Annotated in this window: 18 protein-coding genes; 5 read left to right on the top strand and 13 right to left on the bottom strand. The window is 62.9% G+C overall.

Annotated features, from left to right (window positions below):
* Window positions 1–69 precede the first annotated feature (69 nt).
* Genes hslU through hslV form a run of 3 tightly spaced genes read right to left on the bottom strand, consistent with a single transcriptional unit; the run spans window position 70 to window position 3,035 of the window.
* Window positions 70–1,374, bottom strand: coding sequence for an ATP-dependent protease ATPase subunit HslU (hslU, locus tag NTA49_RS02785; protein WP_258293126.1), 1,305 nt, complete (start codon window positions 1,372–1,374; stop codon window positions 70–72).
* 13 nt (window positions 1,375–1,387) lie between these two features.
* The gene (locus NTA49_RS02780; RefSeq protein ID WP_258293125.1) at window positions 1,388–2,458 is read right to left on the bottom strand and encodes a hypothetical protein; all 1,071 of its coding nucleotides are present in this window, start codon (window positions 2,456–2,458) and stop codon (window positions 1,388–1,390) included.
* Window positions 2,445–3,035: an ATP-dependent protease subunit HslV gene (gene hslV / locus NTA49_RS02775; RefSeq protein WP_258293124.1), complete on the bottom strand. Its 591-nt coding sequence runs from the start codon at window positions 3,033–3,035 to the stop codon at window positions 2,445–2,447. The genes NTA49_RS02780 and hslV overlap by 14 nt, the downstream gene beginning before the upstream one ends.
* A 100-nt stretch (window positions 3,036–3,135) precedes the next feature.
* On the opposite strand from hslV, the gene NTA49_RS02770 reads away from it, so the two are divergent.
* The gene (locus NTA49_RS02770; RefSeq protein ID WP_258293123.1) at window positions 3,136–4,047 is read left to right on the top strand and encodes a glycosyltransferase family protein; all 912 of its coding nucleotides are present in this window, start codon (window positions 3,136–3,138) and stop codon (window positions 4,045–4,047) included.
* Window positions 4,048–4,098: 51 nt separating this feature from the next.
* On the opposite strand, the gene trxA is transcribed toward NTA49_RS02770, so the two are convergent.
* The 8 genes from trxA to regB form a co-directional block, all read right to left on the bottom strand.
* Window positions 4,099–4,419: a thioredoxin gene (gene trxA / locus NTA49_RS02765; protein WP_258293122.1), complete on the bottom strand. Its 321-nt coding sequence runs from the start codon at window positions 4,417–4,419 to the stop codon at window positions 4,099–4,101.
* 38 nt (window positions 4,420–4,457) lie between these two features.
* Window positions 4,458–7,847, bottom strand: coding sequence for a double-strand break repair helicase AddA (gene addA, locus NTA49_RS02760; RefSeq protein WP_258293121.1), 3,390 nt, complete (start codon window positions 7,845–7,847; stop codon window positions 4,458–4,460).
* Window positions 7,844–10,801 carry a double-strand break repair protein AddB gene (addB, locus tag NTA49_RS02755; RefSeq protein ID WP_258293120.1) on the bottom strand — a complete coding sequence of 986 codons (2,958 nt, stop codon included), beginning with the start codon at window positions 10,799–10,801 and terminating at the stop codon, window positions 7,844–7,846. The genes addA and addB overlap by 4 nt, the downstream gene beginning before the upstream one ends.
* Window positions 10,794–11,477, bottom strand: a complete 684-nt coding sequence (locus tag NTA49_RS02750; protein WP_258293119.1) for a nucleotidyltransferase family protein — start codon at window positions 11,475–11,477, stop codon at window positions 10,794–10,796. Before NTA49_RS02750 ends, addB begins: the two co-directional genes overlap by 8 nt.
* Window positions 11,459–12,472 carry an aminoglycoside phosphotransferase family protein gene (locus NTA49_RS02745; RefSeq protein WP_258293118.1) on the bottom strand — a complete coding sequence of 338 codons (1,014 nt, stop codon included), beginning with the start codon at window positions 12,470–12,472 and terminating at the stop codon, window positions 11,459–11,461. The genes NTA49_RS02750 and NTA49_RS02745 overlap by 19 nt, the downstream gene beginning before the upstream one ends.
* On the bottom strand, window positions 12,469–12,942 hold the full coding sequence (gene tsaE, locus NTA49_RS02740; RefSeq protein WP_258293117.1) for a tRNA (adenosine(37)-N6)-threonylcarbamoyltransferase complex ATPase subunit type 1 TsaE: 474 nt from the start codon (window positions 12,940–12,942) through the stop codon (window positions 12,469–12,471). Before tsaE ends, NTA49_RS02745 begins: the two co-directional genes overlap by 4 nt.
* A gap of 53 nt (window positions 12,943–12,995) precedes the next feature.
* Window positions 12,996–14,540 (bottom strand): PAS domain-containing protein, encoded by a 1,545-nt coding sequence (locus NTA49_RS02735; protein WP_258293116.1) that lies wholly within the window; start codon window positions 14,538–14,540, stop codon window positions 12,996–12,998.
* A gap of 77 nt (window positions 14,541–14,617) precedes the next feature.
* Window positions 14,618–16,003 (bottom strand): sensor histidine kinase RegB, encoded by a 1,386-nt coding sequence (gene regB, locus NTA49_RS02730; RefSeq protein WP_258293115.1) that lies wholly within the window; start codon window positions 16,001–16,003, stop codon window positions 14,618–14,620.
* Window positions 16,004–16,097: 94 nt separating this feature from the next.
* On the opposite strand from regB, the gene NTA49_RS02725 reads away from it, so the two are divergent.
* Together NTA49_RS02725 and NTA49_RS02720 are read left to right on the top strand one after the other, a co-directional pair.
* A complete protein-coding gene (locus NTA49_RS02725) occupies window positions 16,098–16,715 on the top strand; it encodes an SCO family protein (protein ID WP_258293114.1) in 618 nt (205 codons plus the stop codon).
* A gap of 70 nt (window positions 16,716–16,785) precedes the next feature.
* On the top strand, window positions 16,786–17,340 hold the full coding sequence (locus NTA49_RS02720) for an ActR/PrrA/RegA family redox response regulator transcription factor (RefSeq protein WP_258293113.1): 555 nt from the start codon (window positions 16,786–16,788) through the stop codon (window positions 17,338–17,340).
* Between the two features lie 4 nt (window positions 17,341–17,344).
* On the opposite strand, the gene NTA49_RS02715 is transcribed toward NTA49_RS02720, so the two are convergent.
* A complete protein-coding gene (locus NTA49_RS02715) occupies window positions 17,345–17,833 on the bottom strand; it encodes a GNAT family N-acetyltransferase (protein ID WP_258293112.1) in 489 nt (162 codons plus the stop codon).
* Window positions 17,830–18,438, bottom strand: coding sequence for an HD family hydrolase (locus NTA49_RS02710; RefSeq protein ID WP_258293111.1), 609 nt, complete (start codon window positions 18,436–18,438; stop codon window positions 17,830–17,832). The genes NTA49_RS02715 and NTA49_RS02710 overlap by 4 nt, the downstream gene beginning before the upstream one ends.
* Before the next feature lie 66 nt (window positions 18,439–18,504).
* On the opposite strand from NTA49_RS02710, the gene NTA49_RS02705 reads away from it, so the two are divergent.
* Window positions 18,505–18,792, top strand: a complete 288-nt coding sequence (locus tag NTA49_RS02705) for a hypothetical protein (protein WP_258293110.1) — start codon at window positions 18,505–18,507, stop codon at window positions 18,790–18,792.
* A gap of 176 nt (window positions 18,793–18,968) precedes the next feature.
* The gene (gene ahcY / locus NTA49_RS02700; protein ID WP_258293109.1) at window positions 18,969–20,360 is read left to right on the top strand and encodes an adenosylhomocysteinase; all 1,392 of its coding nucleotides are present in this window, start codon (window positions 18,969–18,971) and stop codon (window positions 20,358–20,360) included.
* Window positions 20,361–20,462 lie beyond the last annotated feature (102 nt).

Here is a 20,462-nt window from a genome sequence, read left to right as displayed (position 1 = left end):
CTTCGGCCCACCCTTCGTCACAACCTAGGCGGAAAACTGAAGGGTGGAAAGGTCTGCAATCGCAGGCGTCTACAGGACGTAGCGGCTGATATCCGGTGACGCCATAAGCTCGCCCAGGTTGGTGTCGACAAATTCGGCGTTCACCACCACTTCCTCGCCGCCGCGGTCTGGTGCCGTGAACGAGAGCTCCTCGAACACACGTTCCAGCACGGTATAAAGCCTCCGTGCCCCGATGTTCTCCACGCTCGCGTTCACCTCGGCGGCGATCTTGGCCAGTGCCTTGATCCCATCCTCGGTAAAGCTGACGGTCAGGTTTTCAGTGCCCATCAGCGCGGTATATTGCCGGGTCAGCGCATTGTCTGTCTCGGTCAGGATTCGCACGAAGTCCTGTTCGGTCAGCGCCCGCAGTTCCACCCGGATCGGCAGACGACCCTGCAATTCCGGCAGCAGGTCCGATGGTTTCGACACGTGGAAAGCCCCCGATGCGATGAACAGGATGTGGTCGGTCTTGACCGGCCCGTGCTTGGTGCTGACGGTGGTGCCCTCGATCAACGGCAGCAGGTCGCGCTGCACGCCTTCGCGGCTGACATCGGCGCCACGCGCGTCCGAGCGGGCGCAGACCTTGTCGATCTCGTCCAGAAACACGATGCCGCTGTTTTCGACCGACGCCACGGCGGCCTTGTTCACGATCTCGTCGTCCAGCAGCTTGTCAGCTTCCTCGCCGACCAGCACGTCATAGCTTTGCGCGACGGTCAGCTTCTTGCGCACGGTGCGGCCGCCCATCGCCTTGCCGAAGATATCGCCCAGATTGATCATGCTGGCGCCGCCGGGCTGGCCGGGAATGTCCATGCCACCAAAGGGGTTGGTGGTGTCGGCTATCTCAAGCTCGATCACGGTATCGTCCAGCTCGCCCGCTTTCAGCTTCTTGCGGAACATGTCGCGGGTGCCGTCGCGCGCATCGGTGCCGGCGATGGCGTCGATCACGCGTTCTTCGGCGGCGGCGCGGGCCTTCGACTTGACGTCCTCGCGCATGTGTTCGCGGGTCATGACGATGGCGCTGTCCACCAGATCGCGGATGATCTGTTCGACATCGCGCCCGACATAGCCGACTTCGGTGAATTTCGTCGCCTCGACCTTGAGGAATGGCGCGCGGGCCAGTTTCGCAAGACGGCGGCTTATCTCGGTCTTGCCGACGCCGGTGGGCCCGATCATCAGGATGTTCTTGGGATAGACTTCATCGCGCAGATCGTCGGCCAACTGCTTGCGCCGCCAACGGTTGCGCAGGGCGACAGCCACGGCGCGCTTGGCGTCATTCTGGCCAATGATGAAGCGGTCAAGTTCAGATACGATTTCGCGGGGTGTAAGATCGGTCATAAGAGTTCCCGTATCAGTGTGAGGGCGGCAGCCGGTCAAGCGGCAACACCCTGGACAATGGTGAAAGAAGCGCGGCGCGGATCGGTGTCCAGAACGCGCCGAGCGCGACAAGGAAGATGCCCAGCACCAGCACCGTGGTCGCGGCGCCATCGCCGCCGAAAACGGTGCCGGCCAGCGTGACGCTATAGGCGATGGCGGCGATCAGGAACGACCGCCGGTCGATCACGATGGCGACGATGGCAAACAATAGCAGGACTGCCAGCAACAGCAGGTACGCATTGCCGGTGCCGCTGGCCAGCAGGCTCAGCGCGATGGTGTTGACCAGCGCCGGGGCGGCGACGACATGCAGCCAGAAGCCCTGGGCCGAGCGGCGGGTGACGCGGTGCGGATCGCTCATGTCAAAGAACATCGCGACGGCAAAGACCACCAGACCGACCAGCAGCGTGATCCAGGCAAAGGGACCGCTGGCCGACAACAAAAAGAAATCACTGACATTCGCAGGCGTGCCCATGCGGATCGCACCCATCATCAGCGACAGGGCAAATACGCCCAGCGCAATCAGCGCCATCGCAAAGGGCACCCGGAAGCGCAGCCAGTAGACTGCGATGGCCGCCGTGCTCAGCCCCATGGGCAGCAGCAGACTGCTATAGTCGGCTTGTGCCACCATGAACGGCTCGGCCAATTGTGCGCTCAGACCGGCCACGGCGTTCATCGTCCACAGGATCGACAGCGCGATTGCGGGGGCCACCATGCGGCGGCGGCGCACGAAGTATTCGGAGAATATCCACAGAGCCACCGCGCCAATCCCTGCCGAGATCACGATCTTGCTTTGAAACGAGCCGATCGAAGCTGCGACGGAGATGCCCGTTACTGCGCTCCAACCGGCTGACAGGATGATCAGGCCGATGACGATGAATATCTCGTTGAAGCCCTTGAACAGCTCGAAAGGCTCATCGCCCTCGGGCAGGTTCTCGCGCGCGCCCTTGCGGCTTTGGGCCAGGGCCAGCAACGATGCTGCCTGTGCTTCGCTCAGAACGCCCGCACCCACTGCCGCGCGCAGGTCGTTGCGGTCAAACTCCGACATGAGAGGACTTTGCGTCGCCGTCGGCAGAGATCGTCTCAATCGTCAGGTTGCCGTTGGTATAGACGCAGATGTCCGATGCAATCGCCATCGCCGCGCGGGCCACCGCCTCGGCGTCGCGGTCGCTGTCCATCATGCCGCGCGCCGCAGCCAAGGCATAGTTGCCGCCCGACCCGATGGCTGCGACGTCATGTTCGGGTTCCAGCACGTCGCCCGCGCCGGTGATCACGAACATCTCGGACCCGTCCGACACGATCAGCATCGCTTCGAGCTTTTGCAGGTACTTGTCGGTGCGCCAATCCTTTGCCAGTTCCACGCTTGCGCGCGCCAACTGTCCCGGCGTCGCTTCCAGCTTGGCCTCCAGCCGTTCCAGAAGAGCAAAGGCATCGGCCGTCGATCCGGCAAAGCCCGCGACCACGTCGAAGCCGCCGGGGGACAGCCTGCGCACCTTGCGTGCCGTGCCCTTGATGACCGTCTGGCCCAGCGACACCTGGCCGTCACCTGCGATCACCACTTTGCCGTCTTTCTTGACGCCGATAATCGTGGTCCCGTGCCATCCGGGAAAGTCGGATTTTTCCATGTTCGCTCTCCTGTGCCTTGAGGGCCTATATGGCGGTGGCCGCATCCGCACACAAGGGTCAGGCCTTGTTCGCACCGGGGCGGACGGCTAGCAATGGCGCATGGGCACCCAAGAGACGGTCAGGTTTTACCTTGAAGCAGGGTTGCGCGACAGCGCGGCGGCGGGTGGGCACAACTTCATCGGCAAGATCGCGGGTGTGCTTGAGGATGCAGGGCTGCGCTGTGAATTTGTCCACGGCACCAAGGCCGCGCGCCTGGCCGGTGCCGCCTCCGGCCACCTGTCGCTCAGCCATATGAAACCGCCCGTGGGGCCGCGTGGCCTGACCTTTCGGCGCGTCTATCACTATCCGTTCTGGCAGATCGACCAGACCGACCGGCGCTGGGACTGGGACGTGGCGCGCGCCGACTTCTCCCCCGATCAGATCGACCCGAAAGAGGCGCAGCGTTTCTATGCGTTTTGGCAAAAGCGGTTGTTTGCCGATGCCCCGGCGCGGGCCGACAATGACGGCTTTGTCTACATGCCGTTGCAAGGGCGGCTGACGAAGCATCGGTCGTTTCAGTCCTGCGCGCCGCTTGAGATGATCCACCGCACCCGCGCCGCATGGCCCGACCGGCGGATCGTGGCGACATTGCACCCCAGAGAGGTCTATACAGACGCCGAGATCACAGCACTCAAGGCCATAGACGACCGCGATCCGCTGCTGGAGGTGCGCATCGGCGAGATGGACCGCCTGCTGCCTGCCTGCGATTGCGTGGTCACGCAAAACTCGTCAGCGGCGTTCAACGGCTACTTCTTCGGCAAGCCCGCGATCCTGTTCGCAGAGGTTGATTTTCACCATATCGCCCTTCGCGGCGACGATTCCGCCAGCTTTCGGCGCGTCGCGGATCACCGCCCGGATTACGCCAAATACATCTGGTGGTTCTGGCAGGATCAGTCAATCAACGCGGGCCACCCGACCGCCGAAGCCAGGATCGCGGCGCGGCTGGCCCGGTTCGGTTGGCCCGTGACATGAAAAAGGCGCCCCGAAAGGGCGCCTCATGTCGGTCAACAGGGATGTGCCGCTTCAGATCGACTCGTTGATCCAGTTTTGCAGTGCAGCCTTGGGCTTGGCGCCCGCCATGTTCGACACGACTTCGCCGTTCTTGAAGATGAACAGCGCCGGAATGCCGCGCACGCCCATCTGGGCGGGGGAATTGGGGTTTTCGTCGACGTTCACCTTGACGATCTTGATCTTGCCTTCCATCTCGGCGGACAACTCCTCCAGCGACGGGCCGATCTGCTTGCACGGGCCGCACCACTCCGCCCAGAAATCCACGACAACGGGGATGTCCGAGTTTTTCACTTCGGCGTCAAAGGTAGCGTCTGTAACTGCAACGGTGGCCATAGGGGTGTCTCCTGCCAGCTTGAATGTGGACTGTGAACCTAAGTAGCACCCAAAGGATCGTCAAGATACCCCGCCCGCCGCAGTGCAGTTGTGACAAGTGTTTCAGGCAGCGGCATCAGCCTTTGGTCGGTGGTCCAAAGGATCGCAACCTCGACCCGTTTGCCCGGAAACACCTGTGTCAGAGCCTGCGCATAGGCGCCCATTTGCAACAGCAGCCCGTCTGGGCACGTCTCGGGCGTGGCGGGAACCACGCGGTTGGTTTTGTAGTCTATCGCCAATATGTGATCTTCATGCACCAGCAGCCGGTCGATCACCCCGTGCAGACGCTCAGGGCCAAGATCGGCGGTAACCGGCACCTCGGCCAATGCGGTTTTGATGAACAGTCCAGCCAGATGCGGCGCTTGCAGGACGGCGCGGGCGTCACTGACGGCAGTGTCCCACATCGCCTCCGGCATGTCGGGATATTCAGTGCGGCACACCTTGATGATCGCGGGCCACTGCGCGTTGTCGCGCCCCGCCATGCGTTCCAGCAGCAGATGCACTGCTGCGCCAAAGGATTTCGCCGTGTCCTCATCCGCACCCAGATCACCCGGCAGCGCCTTGGCCCCGCCCAGATCCGAGGGCGACAGCGTCTTGCGCGGTTCGGGCGGGCGCTGGGCGGCTGTGTGGAACAACGGATCGACGATTGCCGTTTGCGCCACCTTGGCCGAAACCTCGACCAGCGGCGGTGCGGTCCAGTCGCCGTGACTGAACCGCTGGATCGTACCCTGATCGGTCAGCGTGTCCACTGCGCCCATCTGGCCCAGTGCGGTCTGCGCAATCTCGTACCAGCTGTCGCCGTTCTTGCCCGCCTCGCCCGCGCCTGCGATGATCAGCCACTTTTCCGCCCGTGTCAGAGCCACATAGAGCAGGCGCAGACGTTCCTCGGCGATGTCCAGTTTCATCCGGTCCAGCGTGTCCGCCACCATCTGCGGCATCTCCGCCGCCTTGGGTTTCCAGACCGGGTGGCCGCCCGCATCAATGACCTCGTCCAGCACCCGAATGTCGCGTTTTGCCGTGTCGGGCAAGATCACGATCGGCGCTTCCAGCCCCTTTGAGCCGTGCACTGTCATCACGCGGATCTGGTCCGACGCACTGTCGATCTGGCGCTTGATCTCCAGCTGATCGGTGCGCATCCAAACCAGAAACCCGGTGAGGCTGGGCACATCCGTCCGCTCATAGGCCAGCGCCTGCGACAGCATCGCGTCGATGCCGTCCTCTGCCTCGACCCCCAGCCGCCCCAGCAGCTTGCGCCGCCCATCGTGGCGCGTCAGCACCCGTTCGATCAGGTCATAGGGCCGCAGATAATCGACGTTGTCGCGCAGATCGCGCAGAATGGCATAGGTTTGCGGAAATTCCGCAGCCCGGTCGCGCAGCGCGGGCCAAAGGTGGCTTTGCGTGCGTCCGTGCGCCAGCGCAAACAACTCTTGCTCGGTCCAGCCGAACAGCGGCGACCGCAGCACCGTGGCCAGCGACAGGCTGTCCTCGGGCGTGGCCAGAAACGACAGCAGCGCCGCCAGATCCTTGACCGCCAGTTCGCCCCCGACCTTCAACCGGTCGGCGCCAGCAATTGGCAGCCCGCGCGCCTTGCAGGCACGGATGATCTCGGAAAACAGGGTCGAGCGGCGCTGCACCAGGATCAGAAAATCACCTGCGCGCACGCGCCGCCGCACATAGGTGCCGGGGGTCGCACCATCCTCCGGGATCGTCTCATTCTCCATCAGATGCTGGATATGGTCGGCCACTTTATGCGCCAGCACCAGATTGTGGTGCGTCGGGCTGAGGCGATCAACCGGATCGTACCAGACGTTTTCCTCCTCTTTCGCGGCCTTTTCCAGGAATGGCCACAGATCGACCCTTCCCGGCAGATCCGATTTGAACGCGATATGTTGTGCGTGTTTGGCAAAGCCGGGCCGCGCCTCTCCGGAAAAGCACGTGTCGACCAGCCGCAGCACCGCGGGGGAGGACCGGAAGGAGAAATCAAGAGTGCGGTTCTGGAATAGCTGCCCTGCGCCCTCGACGCGGGTCTGGAAGTCCTCCTGCATCCGGTGAAATTCGCGCGGATCGGCTCCCTGGAACGAATAGATCGACTGTTTCGTGTCCCCGACCACAAAGACCGTGCGCAGCACATCCGTGCGCGCGCCGTCGCCGCTGGCGAATTCCTCGGTCAGCTTGCGCACCACGTCCCATTGCGCAGGGCTGGTGTCTTGCGCCTCGTCTACCAGAATATGGTCGATACCGCCGTCGATCCGGTAAAGCACCCAGGCCGCGACCTTCTTGTCATAGAGCAGGCTGCGCGCTTTGTTGATCAGATCGTCGAAATCCAGCCATCCGCGCAATTGCTTGGCTTGCGCATAATGCGCCAGAAACGGCTGCGCGAACCGGTGCAGGCTGTGCGTCTTGCGCGCTGCGTTGAATGCCAGCCGCATCGCCCGCGTGTCCTCGACCCGGCGCATCAGATCCTCAAGCGTCGGCATCAGATCGGCCAGTTTGGCCTGAGTCGGTTTGGTCGGAAAGCTACCTAATTTGGCGGTAAACGGCTCTTTTGCACCCGCGCCGGTTAGAAACACCTCTTCCATCATGGCGAGTGCCGACAGGTCCATCTGGTCAATCTGTTGCAGCTTGTATCCCGCCTTGGCATCATTGCCGCCCTTGGCCAGCAAATGCGGAATCAGCGCAGACAGTATTTCCGCCTCGTCGCCCAGCAACACACGGGCGGCAACTGCATCGGCAGTCAGGTCGGGCGGCAGATCGAACAGGTTCAGGCAGCCCGCCCAGTCCAGCGCGTTGCCAAATCCCGTCTGTTGCCCCACAATTTCGCGCGTCAGCTTGCCGAAATCCTCGCCGGTGTATTGCGCCGCAAGCCCGCGCACGATGTCATGCTCGGGGCCCAGCGCCATCTGGTCCACAATGTCGGCGCGCAGCAGATCGGCGGCGCGGTCCTCGATCTCGGTAAATTGCGGGCTGACCTGCGCCTCAAGCGGAAAACGCCTGAGCAGAGACGCACAAAACGAGTGGATGGTCTGAATCTTCAACCCACCGGGGGTTTCGATGGCACTGGCAAAGAGCGTGCGCGCCTTCCGCAAGGCTTCGGTCGTGGTGGCATGCCCTGCCCCCAGATCGGCCAGCGATTTTGCCAGCTCGGCGTCGGGCAGCATCGCCCAGGCCCCCAGCCGCTTGAACAGCCGGTTCTGCATCTCGGACGCTGCCGCCTTGGTATAGGTCAGGCATAGGATGTGCTGGGGCTCGACCCCGTCCAGCAACAGACGCGCCACCCGGTCGGTCAGCACCCGCGTCTTGCCCGAACCGGCATTGGCGGACAGCCATGTCGATGCATCGGGCCGCGCCGCTTCCAATTGGCGGCGGGTGGCTTCGTCCACAACGGTCATGTCACATCCTCGGGCGTGGCCTTGGTGCCGGTGTCCCATTCGCCGTAGCGGGCCAGCTGGTCATAATCTCCCTCGTCCATCTCTGATCGGGGTGCGCGGCGGGCGGTAAAGCCCTTTTCAGGGTCTAAATAAGCCGAAAGCAAGGTCCGCAGATCCTCAAGTGTCTTTTCAGGTGGCTCTTCCAGCAAAGGGGCCGCGACCTCTTCAGGGACCGACCCAAGGCCGATATAGACGGCACTGGCGACAGGGCGCATGCCGACTGACTTGAACCCGCCTTCTTCCAGTATGGCCGCCTCAATCAGAAGCTGCTTGTCGAAATACCGCTGAACGGATTGCGCGGGGGCCGATCCGGTCTTGTAATCGTACAAAATCGCCGACCCGTCCGAGGTTTCGTCGATCCTGTCGGCGCGGCAGGCGACGGTCATGCCGATATCCTCCAGCGTCAGAGACCCCATCGCGTCCTTTTCGAGCGCCAGCGGCGTGGCGGTCTTGCGCCTTGCCTGTTCCTGCGCCACGAACCAGTCGGCCACACGGGCGATGCGCGCCTGCCACAGCGTGCGGAACGTGGGCCACGGGACCACATCGGCCAGCACCGCATCGGCGGTTTGCACCAGATGCGCGGCGGTCAGCGTGGCCGGATCGGCCAGCGTCATCGGCAAAAAGCGTTCCATGATCTCGTGCAGGACAACGCCGCGCAGCCGTGCATCTGCGTCCTGCACCAGCGGGTTCAGTGGGCGCAATCGCAGGCAATGCTTGGCATAGACCGCATATGGATCACGAATCAGCCGCTGAATATCGGTGACATAAAGCGTGCGGGGCCGTGCCGCGACGGGCGGCCGTGGCGACGGACGCGGCGCGTGCGCAATCGGCGTCGCCTCCTCCAGTGCCCGCGCTTTGGCCAGCCAGTCATCGCCGCGCGCCTGTGCCGCCTTCAAAGCCTGCGGTCCGCCCTGCGATGGCAACCCCTGCAGCAGGTTCTGCATCCGGTTGATCCACCGCGAAGGGATGGTTTCGGCGTCGTCCGACCGCACCGCGCGGGTGATCCAGACCTCGGGTGCGGCGACCGCCTGTTGAAAGTCGTGTGCGGCCAGCCCGATGCGCCGTTCCGGCAGCAACAGGCCCGCTTTGTGGCGCATCACGCGGTTCAGCCAGGGGTCGGGCGCGGGCGCTTCGGGCCATGTGCCGTCGTTCATGCCGCCTAGGATGACCAGATCGGCCCCCTGAACGCGGGCCTCGAGCGTGCCCCAGATCATTACACCGGCAAAGGGCGCATCGCGGTCGCGCACCTCTCCTTGTGCCAGAAGCGCACCGATCAGATCAGCGTAATCCGCCGCCGACATGGTGCCACCCAGTTCCGCCTCGTCTGCCAGCGCATCCATGATCCGCCGCGCCTCGGCCCCCGCGGATTTGTCCCACAGGCCCCCGCTGTCCGCGCCTTCCTGCCCGCCTGCCAATGCCTCGGTGAGATTGCGGTGCAGCGCGACCCAATCCGCCAGTTCGCAATTGTCACTTTCGTCTCTGTTGCAGACGGTTTCGGCCAGCCACTCAGCCCAGACCATGATCCGCGCCGCCTCTTCGGGGTCGCTGACTGCACGCCCCGCTGTCGCCACCAGCGTGTCGAGTGTGGGGTACGGCAGCCCATCCTTGCGGATCTGCAATTCCAGCCGCTGTGTGTTCAACTGGTGCCGGTTGCGCGTGGCCGTGCTGTGCACCAGCGGGTGTTTCAGCAGGGTCAGCAGCGCCTCGGCATCCAGCGTGTCGCGCAGCAAGGACGCGGTGTGCCGCAACAACCGCCCCGGCGGCGACAGATGCAGCGGCACGCCGGCACTGTCGTCAGGCAGGATATCCCAGCGGTCCAACGCAGCGGTGACCTGTCGGCCCAGCATCCTGTCGGGCGTGATCAGCGCCGCCGTCTCGCCCCGTTCGGCGGCCAGTCGCAGGCGCATGGCAATCGCCAGCGCCTCAGCACGCGGGGTTTCGGCGTTGACCATGGTCACACCGTCCAGCGCACTGCCCAACCCGTCCAGCTTCGGCCCTTCGACCAGCCAGGCATCGGTGACGGGCGCTGGGCGCAACGCCAGCGATATCAGCCTGTTGCGCACCGGGTCCGGTGGCGGAGTCGCGGTCCATTCGGCCACCTGCGAGGCGTGCATGTCCAACGCGCGGGCGATGCTTTGAAAGCGGTATTGCGGGTGATCTTCGGCCAGAAGACCGTCGGACAGGTTCGACCAGACCTCGGGCGGCATGTCGAAATCGAAACCGGGCAGAACCACCGCCCCCTGCGGCAGCCGCGCAACCGCCTGCATCAGCATCTGCACGGTGCCGCGCGACCCGGTCGAACCGGCCACGATCACCGGATGCTGCGGCGGATCACGCTCCCATTGGTCGATCAGCGCTGTGACAACCGCTCGGTGCCGCGCCTGCCCGTCCATCTGGTCGGTGCGCGGCCCCAGATAGGTCTCGGCAATGCGAATGAACGCCTTGGCGCGTTCCCAATGGCCTGACTGATCCGAGACGTCCAGTTCGGTGACCGCGTTGATCGGTACACCTTCGCCCTGCATTTCATCCAGCAGGGCGGCCAGACTGTCCGAGAGATCAAAGAGCGATGCACGCGGGGCCAGTTCCGTCTGCCGGTCCAGCAGGCCCGACACCAGCTGGATCAGTTCCAGACGTCTGCGCAGCGCCGGCACGGCAGGTGGCGGCACCGCGCCGGTCAACAGACCGTCGAGGCCGGTCACCAGATGCACCCGCGGCAAGAGCTCCGCAGGCCCCGCATCGAACAGCGTGCGCAGCCGCCGCTGCATCCGCGTGGTGTTCACGATCAAATCGACGCGGGCGATGGCCGTGGGGTCACCGTCGGGCAGCCGGGCACGCAGTCCGTCGATCAGGGCTGCAGGGAAATCCACGCCGGGGGGCAGGCCAAACAGGCGTGGCGTGTCGGATGTGTCAAACATCGGCGGCGATCATCTCTTCGGCAAGTGCGACGCCCTCGGGGTGGCCCACATCGCACCAGCGCCCCTGGTGCATCAGTCCGAACAGCCGACCGTCTTGTAGCATCAGGTCCCACAGCAGGTTGAGTGAAAAGCTGGCCTCTTCAATCTTGGCCAGACGCGCGGTCTTGATGATCTGCACGCCGCCGTAAACTGTGCCCTGCCCGCGGTGCAGCCGTCCGTCATCGCCAAGCGCAAAGTCGCCCTGCCCTGCGTATCCCACGGTCTGCGCCAGCGGCACGCACATCAGCAGTGCATCCATCTGCGCCGGGTCCCATGCATCGCGCAGCGCCTGTAATGGGTTCGCGCCAGTCCAGATTGCGTCGGGGTTCACGGTGAAAACCGGCCCTGTGCCCAGCATTGGCAAGGCGCTTTTCAGCCCGCCGCCGGTTTCCAGAATTGCACCGGTTTCGGTCACCGTCTGCACGCCGGTTCCTGCCAGATGCGTCTCAAGCATATGCGGCAGATAGTGTAGGTTGGCGACGATCCGGTCGGGCGAGACCGCGTGTACCAGCGTCAGTGCATGGTCGATCAGCGGGCGTCCCGCGACAGGCACCAGCGGCTTGGGCCGGTCTTGGGTCAAATGACGCATCCGCGTGCCGAACCCGGCGGCAAAGATCATCACGGCTGTTTCGCGCATTGGCTCTTGATCCGGCTCAGGGTTTCGGCGTCGGGCGCGGGCAGCCCAGCCAGCAGGTCGACCAAAGGGGCGGCATCGGGATGGTTCAGGTTGGTCTGGATGTGGCCCCAGACGCGCGGGATCAGATCGACATAATGCGCCTTGCCGTCGCGGATGCACAGGCGGGCAAACACGCCCAGGATTCGCAGGTTGCGTTGCAGGCCCAGCAGCGCATAGGCGCGGGTGAATTCGGTCAGGTCCAATCCGGTGGCATCGGTATAGCGCGCGATCATCTGCGCCTCGATGTCGGCGGGAACATCGCGCCGCGCGTCTTGCAGGATCGACACCAGATCATAGGCCGGATGCCCCGCCATCGCGTCCTGAAAATCCAGCAGGCCGACGCGGGCGGTGCCGTCCCGGTCGGGCAGCCACAGCAGGTTCTCGGCATGGTAATCGCGTTGGATCAGCACGGGCGACGCCCCGTCCAGAGGTGCCAGCGCCGCACGAAAGCCCGCGCTGAACCGCGACTTTGCCGCGTGGTTCGTGACCCCCGTCGCCCCGGCCTGATACCAGTCAAAGGCAAGCGCGGCGAGCGGTGTCATCGTGTCGGCGTCATAGGTGGCCAGCGCCGGGGGCCGCGCGCTATGCAGCCGGATCAGCACGTCGGTCGCCGCCTGGTAGAGCGGCAGTTCAAGCGCCGGTTCGCGCTGCACGACACGGGCAAAGAGATCGTCGCCAAGATCCTCAAGCAACAGGAACCCGTGGGCTTCGTCCTGCGCCAGAATGGCAGGCGCGCTCAGGCCTTGCGCGCGCAGGAACGTCGCGATCCGCACGAAGGGGCGCACATCCTCGCCCTTGTCCGGCGGTGCGTCCATCAGGATGGCGGTGCCGCCTTCTGGCTCCGTCAGCCGGTCATAACGCCGGTTCGACGCATCGCCCGCGACGGTCGTGCGGCGCGCCGATTGCCAGCCTGCCTTGGCGATGAAATCGGCCATGTGGCCTGCGCGGTCGGTCATTTTGGTAATCCTGCCAGTCGGTCACGCCATTTGGCATCGCTCCACTGCGCGTGCAAGGTGCGGGCGCCCTCGTCTGCTTCGGGGGTCATCGTCAGATGCAGCGCCCCGATGGGCGCCAGATCGCCCAGACGGTCGGGCCATTCCACCAAGCAGATCGCGTCGTCGAAGGCCTCTGTCAGGCCCAGTTCCTCGACCTCGAATGTCGAGGTCAGGCGGTACAGATCGCTGTGCCACACCGCGCCGTTCCGGGTGTCATAGGTCTGGACCAGCGTGAAGGTGGGCGATGGGATATCCTCATCGTGCAGCAGGATCGCGCGGATCAACGCGCGGACCAGATGCGTCTTGCCAGCGCCGACCGGCCCCTCCAGCAAGACGGTGTCGCCGGGCAACAGGCGCAGGGCCAGCGCCGCGCCGAATGCGGCTGTCGCCTCTGGGTTCGGAAACAGGGTTTCAAAGTGGTGTGCCGCCATGGCGTCAACCTACCTTGCGTGTCACCAGCCGCAAGCAAAATGGCGGTGCGGCTTCAGTTGGAAGCTGCGACTTTTGAGAGTGCGGTTTTGAACGGCGGGGGCTGTTCGGGCAAGCCGCGCCTCAGGTCGCGAAATTGAAGCATGGTCGCACCCCCCAGAAGCGGGGTGAGCGTGCAGCGCATTTCGGCCCCTTTGGCGGTTTTCAGATCGAACCCCCATTCATCGCGCTTGCCGGGTGCTTTCACGAAGGCGTCGATCTTCGCAAGAGCGGTATTCGGTCCGCATTCGGCGTGCCACAGCTGAACGGAATCGACGATGGTGATATCGGCAAAGCTGCGCTGGGGGTCAACGCCCCACATAGCCGAATAGACGCGGTTGCACATGGTCAGGACCCCGGCCGCCGAAAATACCGCCAGCCCTTCGGGCAGGGCGTCGATCATCGACTGGCCCATCTCCAGTTCGGCTCGAAAGTTACGGGTCAGGGCAACTTCGGCGCTGATGTCCTCGATCAGGAACGCCACGGCGCGGTCGGGATTCGGCTTGCCACTGACGCGGTAGGTCTGACCCGATTCCAGTGTCCAAGTCTCAAGGTAACGCCCGTCTGCGGCGGCCTTGATCAGTTCGGTGATGTCCTGCCGCCACGATCCGTAATTCTTGGGCTCGGGCATCATCCGGCTGTCGCGCAGCCGGTCGAAAAAGGACAAAAGATCGGGTCGCGCACTCAGAAACTCTGCTGACAGCCGCGTGAGGTCCACCAAGGCCGGATTGAAAAGGGCAAGCTGCCCCTTGCGGTCAAAGATCGCCAGCCCGATGGACAGCTGCGCGAACGTCTTGGCCAGCGTCTGCACAAAGTTGCGCTGGGCGGCTTCAGCTTCGATCACCGCGTCGATATTGACCGCATGCGCCACGATAACCCCGTCGATGCCGCGCTGCGACGCGTCGAACCAGTGTTTCATGCCACCCTCCTGTGTCGTCACGGTGGCGCGACGCTGCACCGGCGCCGTGCCGGTGCCCAGAACATCGTCGAACAGGGCAGGCCGTGTTTCATCACGCGCGACACTTTCCGCCAAAGCGTCATAGGCCGCGTTTGTCCAGATAACGTGCCCGTCTTGGGTCATTTGCCACATCGGATAGGGCGCCGAGGCGCTGGACCGTTCCAGTGTGTCGATCTTGGCCTGCAGCAGTCGCAATCGTGCGCTTTGCCCCACCACCTCTTGCAGTTCGTCTGCCAGTTGCAGCGTCGTCATGTCGCCGCGTCGGTCAACGATCAGAACAGCAGCATCGCCGTCCAGCATGGCGGGAATATGATGAATGCCGTCGTTCAAAAGCGCGGGTTTGGGCGGCAAGCGCTGAAATCTGTGGCGCAACTGGTCGTGGGCCTTCTCCCATGTCAGATCCTCAAGCGTGCTCTTCAGGGCGATAAGCGTAGAGGGGCTGGCGTGGGCTGCATTCTCCCCTTCGAACAGGATGCTGATACCGCCCTTGCGCCCCTTTGGCCTGGCCTTTTGTCTGGACGAGGTCCACGTGCAGACCGCCAACGCAACGGTGGCCGCGACGCAGGCGACAAATGCGTTTGTAAGGATATCGGTCAGCGGCATGGCAGGGCCCCGGTTCTGTTTGAACCGGTTCAACCAAAGCAAGAAGAAGTTAACAGGATATTAACTGCTGGCGCGGATCACATCGAAAAGCGCTGGTTCGGTCCCAGCTTTTCGCCCTGGGATTCGATCAGGCGACGCTGCCAGACCACTTCGACGATGGCGCCCAGCTGGGCCTGTCTGGCGTGACGCGGCGGGGTGTAAGGGTCTGATCCGTTTTCAAAAGTCAGCTCTGCGCCCGACCGTTCCAGCAGGGTCTTGGCGATGAACAGACCCAAGCCCATGCCATCATATGCGGGCCGCGGCTGTTTGTCGGTTATGCCCCGTCTTCGGGTCACGAAAGGGTCGCCGATCCGGCCCAGCATCTGCGGCGGATATCCCGGCCCGTCGTCCATGATTCGCAAGGAAATCGTGCCGTCTGTCCAATGCGCCTCGATCCAGATGTTCGCGGCGGCGAAATCCACCGCGTTCTGTATAAGGTTGCGCAGCCCGTGGATGATCTCGGGCTTGCGCAGGATCGACGGCTGGTTGATCTCGTCCCCCGCGTCCGGATCATGCGTGTAGTGGATGTGCTTGCCGCGCTGGCTGTGCGGTTCAGCCGCTTCCGAGATTACGGCCATCAGCGGTGCGTGCCGCAGGTGCAGATCGTCTTTGCCCGCCCGCCCCATGTCGCGCAGAATGTCCCGGCAGCGGTCGGCTTGATCACGGATCAGCAAAGCATCCTCGCGCAGATCGGGGTCTTCCAGCTCTTCGATCAACTCGGAACTGGCCAGCTTGATCGTCGCAAGCGGCGTGCCAAGCTCATGCGCGGCGGCAGCGACGACGCCTCCCAGATCGGTCAGCTTTTGTTCGCGCGCCAGCGCCATTTGCGTCGCAGACAGCGCATCGGACATCGAATCCATTTCAGAGGTCACACGCCGTGAATAGGCACCGATGAACACGATTGCGATCACCAGAGCGGTCCATTGACCAAATACGAAGATATCGGGGATGCGCAGTGTCTCGCCCTGATTGGTGCGCAGGGGAAAATGGACCTCTGACAGGATCGTCACCAGGATGATCGCGGTGCCTCCGGTCATGATCGCCGAGCGCGCAGTCAGCACGGCCGCCGAAATCGTCACCGGCCCCAGCATCAGAAGCGCAAAGGGGTTGTGAAGCCCGCCCGCTAAAAACAGCAGGAATGCCAGTTGCAGCAAGTCGAACATCACCATCATCAGGTTTTCGACTTCGCTCAGACGCTTGTTTTCGGGAAAGACAAAGATCGCGATCAGGTTGGCGATCACCGACACGCCGATCGCGAGATAGCAAAGCCCCAGCTCAAGCTGCAGACCATAGAGACGCTGCGCCACGGTTATCGCTGTTAACTGCCCGATGATCGCCACCCAACGCAACAGGATCAGCGTGCGCAGACGTATCCAGCTGGACCGCTGGGCACGCGTCATCAGGTCAAGATCGGGCTGGGCCATTATGTCACGATGCTGTTCATTGAAATCCGCCTTAGGGCTGCATACCAGTGTTCCACGCAGCGCCAAGCGGCGCAATCCTTAGCCGGAGGTCCTGATGACCCGTCTTATCGCCATTCTTGCGGCAGTCGCCGCCATCGCCGTGGTTGGCGGCACCTATCTGTTCACCCGCATGGGCACAGATGATCAATTTGCACAGTGCAGCGGCAGTGCCGTGGCCGGGGGTACCGGACAGATCGGCGGACCGTTCGAGCTGGTCAATGGCCAGGGTGAAACCATGACCGACAAGGACGTGATCACCGAACCCACGCTGATCTACTTCGGCTATACCTTCTGTCCCGATGTCTGCCCCTTTGACGTGGCGCGCAATTCCGACGCGCTGGACCTTCTGGCGGACAACGGCATTTCGGCCACGGGCGCGTTCATCTCGATCGACCCTGCGCGCGACACACCCGAAGTCGTCGGCGAATATGCGCAAGCCATGCACGAAAAGATGATCGGCCTGACGGGATCGCCCGAACAGGTCAAGGCGGCAAGCCAGGCCTACAAGACCTATTACAAGGCGCACCCTTCGGACGATGATCTGTATCTGGTCGACCACACCACCTTCACCTACCTCGCGTTGCCGGAACATGGCGTCGTCGACTTTTTCCGCCGCGAAGCGACACCCGCGCAGATGGCGGAGCGCGTTCAGTGCTATGTCGAACACGCATAGGTGATATTTGACGCAGCCCCGGCCGCGCTACATAGTTCGCTGACAGGATTTTACATGCAGGAGAGACGGGATGGCCGAGGTGAGCCCAGAGGATATCGGTGAAGACAAGTCGCTGCTGCTGGTTGATGACGACGAGCCGTTTCTGCGCCGTCTGGCCAAAGCCATGGAGAAACGCGGGTTCGAGATCGAGACCGCCGATTCAGTCGCCGCAGGCCGCGCCATCGCCACCGCGCGCCCCCCTGCCTATGCCGTGGTCGATCTTCGGCTCGAGGATGGAAACGGGCTCGACATAGTCGAAGTTCTGCGCGAACGCCGCCCCAATGCGCGCGTCGTGGTGCTGACGGGGTACGGCGCGATTGCCACCGCCGTCGCCGCCGTCAAAATCGGCGCGACCGATTATCTGTCGAAGCCTGCGGATGCGACAGACATCACGAATGCGCTGCTGGCACGCGGCGACGACCTGCCCCCGCCCCCTGAAAACCCCATGAGTGCGGATCGTGTGCGCTGGGAACATATTCAGCGGGTGTACGAGCTGTGTGATCGAAATGTCAGCGAAACCGCACGGCGTCTGAACATGCACCGCCGCACCCTGCAGCGGATCTTGGCGAAACGCTCGCCGCGTTAGAGCCTTATTTAAGGTCAAACCGCTTGCTGATCTTGTCCACGACCTGTCCGCTGTCCAGCTTCACGTCGTGGTCTATGGCCCAGTCGCGAAAGCCGCGGCTTTGGTAATACGTCAGCCCGCCCTCGTTGTCGGCGCGGATGGTGGCATTGATCCAGGTATATCCCAGGTCCGCCGCCGCCTTGCGTGTCGCATCGAACAGCGCTGATCCGATGCCCAGCCCGGTGCGGCCCAATTGCACGAAACTGGCGATATCGCAGGCCTCGGGCGGAAGTTTCACGTGCGGCGCGATCCACTGGAATCCTACCACCGCTTCAGTACCGTCCAACGCCACCTGCCAGGCCGAGCGATCAGGTTCGATAGACATCAAGTTCTTGATATCCATGGCCGTCACCGCACGGGTCATCGCAGTCGTCCCGCCCTTTTCGATGATCGCGTTCAACAGCCGCGCCATTGATCCTGCATCCAGCGCCATGGCGTGACGCACCCGGATCATGGCATTGCCCCCAGCAGTTCCGCGTGTCGCGCGGTGAAATCGGCGCGAATTTCGACCGGCGGGCGCAGGACAATCGAAAGCCCCTCCATCAGCGCAGGATCGGGTGTGCCGAATATCTTGTCGGCCTCGGCCTTGGAAAAGCCCGCGATCTCGGTCGCCTCCATCCACGCGCTGACGGTATCCGCGCGCTTGATCTGCTTTTTCACCGCCACAGGCACCTTGGCTGGCAAGCCAAACCGCAGGTGCACCGCAGCCTCCAGCCGTTCGTCCAGCACGCCATAGCTTGGGCCGATGGCCGCCTTTACCGGTGAAATCATGTCGCCGATCACATACTCGGGCGCATCGTGCAGCAGTGCCGCCAGCCGCCACTTGGCTGGGGCATTGGGGGCGATGCGGCCAAAGATGGTTTCGACCAGCAGCGAGTGTTCGGCGACGGAATAGGCATAGTCGCCCCGCGTCTGCCCGTTCCACCGCGCGACAAAGGCCAGACCGTGCGCGATATCCTCGATCTCGATGTCCACGGGCGTCGGGTCCAGCAGGTCCAGCCGCCGCCCTGAAAGCATTCTTTGCCATGCTCTTGGTGCCATCTTGGATGCGCGTGCCATTTAACCTCTTGGAAAAGAAAGGAACCGTATGATGCCCCAAGAGTTCTATCCCTGAAGGAGCACATCATGAAACCCGTCTTGACCATAACTGCACTGATTTTCTCTGCCTCGGCCGCAATGGCTGACAGCGTCTGCATGTCCAGCGCCGAAATGGAAGCGTCGCTTGTCGATTGGTATGATGAGGCGCCCGTCGCCGGACAGGAAAACAAGGACACCCAGATTTGGGCGTCAGAGCGCAATGGGACATGGTCCCTGGTTCAGTATCTGCCCGACGGCAACAGCTGCGTGCTGGAGACCGGCGAAGACTGGAACGATGGCAGTGATGCGGGCGCTTTGCTGGCGCAGTTGAACTGACAGACACCTGAAAGAACGAAATGCCCGACCGGCCCGGCAGACGCTTGGCCGGTTTTTTCATGCCTGAGGCGGCCAGGGGTCCAACATGTGCGTGACCCAAGCGGCGTTATGCATTGTTTCATTAAGGCCTGACTGATATGCGCTGGGCAAATTTAACAACTCCCACGAGGGCCCTCATGGCAAACGACTATATCGTCAAGGACATCGCGCTGGCCGATTATGGCCGCAAGGAACTGGACATCGCAGAAACCGAAATGCCGGGGCTGATGGCCCTGCGTGAGGAATACGGCGAAAGCAAACCGCTGAAAGGTTCGCGCATCGTCGGCTCGCTGCACATGACGATCCAGACCGCCGTTCTGATCGAAACGCTGGTGGCACTGGGCGCCGATGTGCGCTGGGCCTCGTGCAACGTGTTTTCGACCCAAAACCACGCGGCTGCGGCCATCGCGGCCAGCGGCGTTCCGGTTTTCGCGATCAAGGGCCAGTCGCTGGTCGAACATTGGGATTATCTCGACAAGTCGTTCATGTTCGAAGAGGGCCCGAACCTGATCCTGGACGATGGCGGCGATGCCACGCTTTATATCCTGCTGGGCGCGCGCGTCGAACAGGGCGAGGATGAGCTGATCGCCATTCCGAAGTCGGAAGAGGAAGAGGCGATTTTCGCCCAGATCAAAAAGCGCATGGCCGCCAGCCCCGGTTGGTTCACCAAGATGCGCACCCAGATCGTCGGCGTGTCCGAAGAGACCACGACAGGCGTTCACCGTCTCTATGATCTGAAAAAGCAGGGCCAGCTGCCCTTCCCCGCGATCAACGTGAACGATTCCGTAACCAAGTCAAAGTTCGACAACAAATACGGCTGCAAGGAATCGCTGGTCGATGGCATCCGTCGCGCCACTGACACCATGATGGCCGGCAAGGTTGCAGTGGTCATGGGCTATGGCGACGTCGGCAAAGGCTCTGCCGCGTCACTGCGCGGTGCCGGTGCCCGTGTGAAAGTGACCGAGGTTGATCCGATCTGCGCCCTGCAGGCCGCGATGGACGGTTTCGAGGTCGTGCTGCTGGAAGACGTGGTTGCCGACGCGGATATCTTCATCACCACCACCGGCAACAAGGACGTTGTCCGCATCGAGCACATGCGCGAGATGAAGGACATGGCGATCGTCGGCAACATCGGCCACTTCGACAACGAGATCCAGGTCGCGGCGCTGAAGAACCACAAGTGGACCAACATCAAGGAACAGGTGGACATGATCGAGATGCCGTCCGGCAGCCGTCTGATCCTTCTGTCCGAGGGCCGCCTGTTGAACCTCGGTAATGCCACCGGCCACCCGTCGTTCGTGATGTCCGCCAGCTTTACCAACCAGGTTCTGGCGCAGATCGAACTGTGGACGCGCGGCGACCACTATGAAAACGATGTTTATATCCTGCCCAAGCATCTGGACGAAAAAGTCGCCCGCCTGCACCTGGCAAAGATCGGCGTAAAGCTGACCGAACTGAACCCGGAGCAAGCCGCCTATATCGGTGTCACGCCCGAGGGTCCGTTCAAGCCCGAGCATTATCGCTACTGATCGGGCGTACCCTTAGCATAGCAAAGCTAAAAGCCGCCCCTGTTCGGGCGGCTTTTTTCGTTGCAAAACCGCAGTGCAGGGCCGCATCTGGCCAATGCGAGA

It is taken from the genome of Pseudosulfitobacter koreensis (assembly GCF_024733015.1).
Lineage (GTDB): Bacteria > Pseudomonadota > Alphaproteobacteria > Rhodobacterales > Rhodobacteraceae > Pseudosulfitobacter > Pseudosulfitobacter koreensis.
The sequence above is the reverse complement of the archived record's forward strand: the minus strand, read 5'-3'. Positions and strand labels throughout refer to the sequence as shown.

Excerpts from the sequence above, each read along its gene's own strand:
- hslU (WP_258293126.1), bottom strand. The coding sequence starts at position 1,374 with ATGACCGATCTTACACCCCGCGAAATCGTATCTGAACTTGACCGCTTC.
- NTA49_RS02780 (WP_258293125.1), bottom strand. The coding sequence starts at position 2,458 with ATGTCGGAGTTTGACCGCAACGACCTGCGCGCGGCAGTGGGTGCGGGC.
- hslV (WP_258293124.1), bottom strand. The coding sequence starts at position 3,035 with ATGGAAAAATCCGACTTTCCCGGATGGCACGGGACCACGATTATCGGC.
- NTA49_RS02770 (WP_258293123.1), top strand. The coding sequence starts at position 3,136 with ATGGGCACCCAAGAGACGGTCAGGTTTTACCTTGAAGCAGGGTTGCGC.
- trxA (WP_258293122.1), bottom strand. The coding sequence starts at position 4,419 with ATGGCCACCGTTGCAGTTACAGACGCTACCTTTGACGCCGAAGTGAAA.
- addA (WP_258293121.1), bottom strand. The coding sequence starts at position 7,847 with ATGACCGTTGTGGACGAAGCCACCCGCCGCCAATTGGAAGCGGCGCGG.
- addB (WP_258293120.1), bottom strand. The coding sequence starts at position 10,801 with ATGTTTGACACATCCGACACGCCACGCCTGTTTGGCCTGCCCCCCGGC.
- NTA49_RS02750 (WP_258293119.1), bottom strand. The coding sequence starts at position 11,477 with ATGCGCGAAACAGCCGTGATGATCTTTGCCGCCGGGTTCGGCACGCGG.
- NTA49_RS02745 (WP_258293118.1), bottom strand. The coding sequence starts at position 12,472 with ATGACCGACCGCGCAGGCCACATGGCCGATTTCATCGCCAAGGCAGGC.
- tsaE (WP_258293117.1), bottom strand. The coding sequence starts at position 12,942 with ATGGCGGCACACCACTTTGAAACCCTGTTTCCGAACCCAGAGGCGACA.
- NTA49_RS02735 (WP_258293116.1), bottom strand. The coding sequence starts at position 14,540 with ATGCCGCTGACCGATATCCTTACAAACGCATTTGTCGCCTGCGTCGCG.
- regB (WP_258293115.1), bottom strand. The coding sequence starts at position 16,003 with ATGGCCCAGCCCGATCTTGACCTGATGACGCGTGCCCAGCGGTCCAGC.
- NTA49_RS02725 (WP_258293114.1), top strand. The coding sequence starts at position 16,098 with ATGACCCGTCTTATCGCCATTCTTGCGGCAGTCGCCGCCATCGCCGTG.
- NTA49_RS02720 (WP_258293113.1), top strand. The coding sequence starts at position 16,786 with ATGGCCGAGGTGAGCCCAGAGGATATCGGTGAAGACAAGTCGCTGCTG.
- NTA49_RS02715 (WP_258293112.1), bottom strand. The coding sequence starts at position 17,833 with ATGATCCGGGTGCGTCACGCCATGGCGCTGGATGCAGGATCAATGGCG.
- NTA49_RS02710 (WP_258293111.1), bottom strand. The coding sequence starts at position 18,438 with ATGGCACGCGCATCCAAGATGGCACCAAGAGCATGGCAAAGAATGCTT.
- NTA49_RS02705 (WP_258293110.1), top strand. The coding sequence starts at position 18,505 with ATGAAACCCGTCTTGACCATAACTGCACTGATTTTCTCTGCCTCGGCC.
- ahcY (WP_258293109.1), top strand. The coding sequence starts at position 18,969 with ATGGCAAACGACTATATCGTCAAGGACATCGCGCTGGCCGATTATGGC.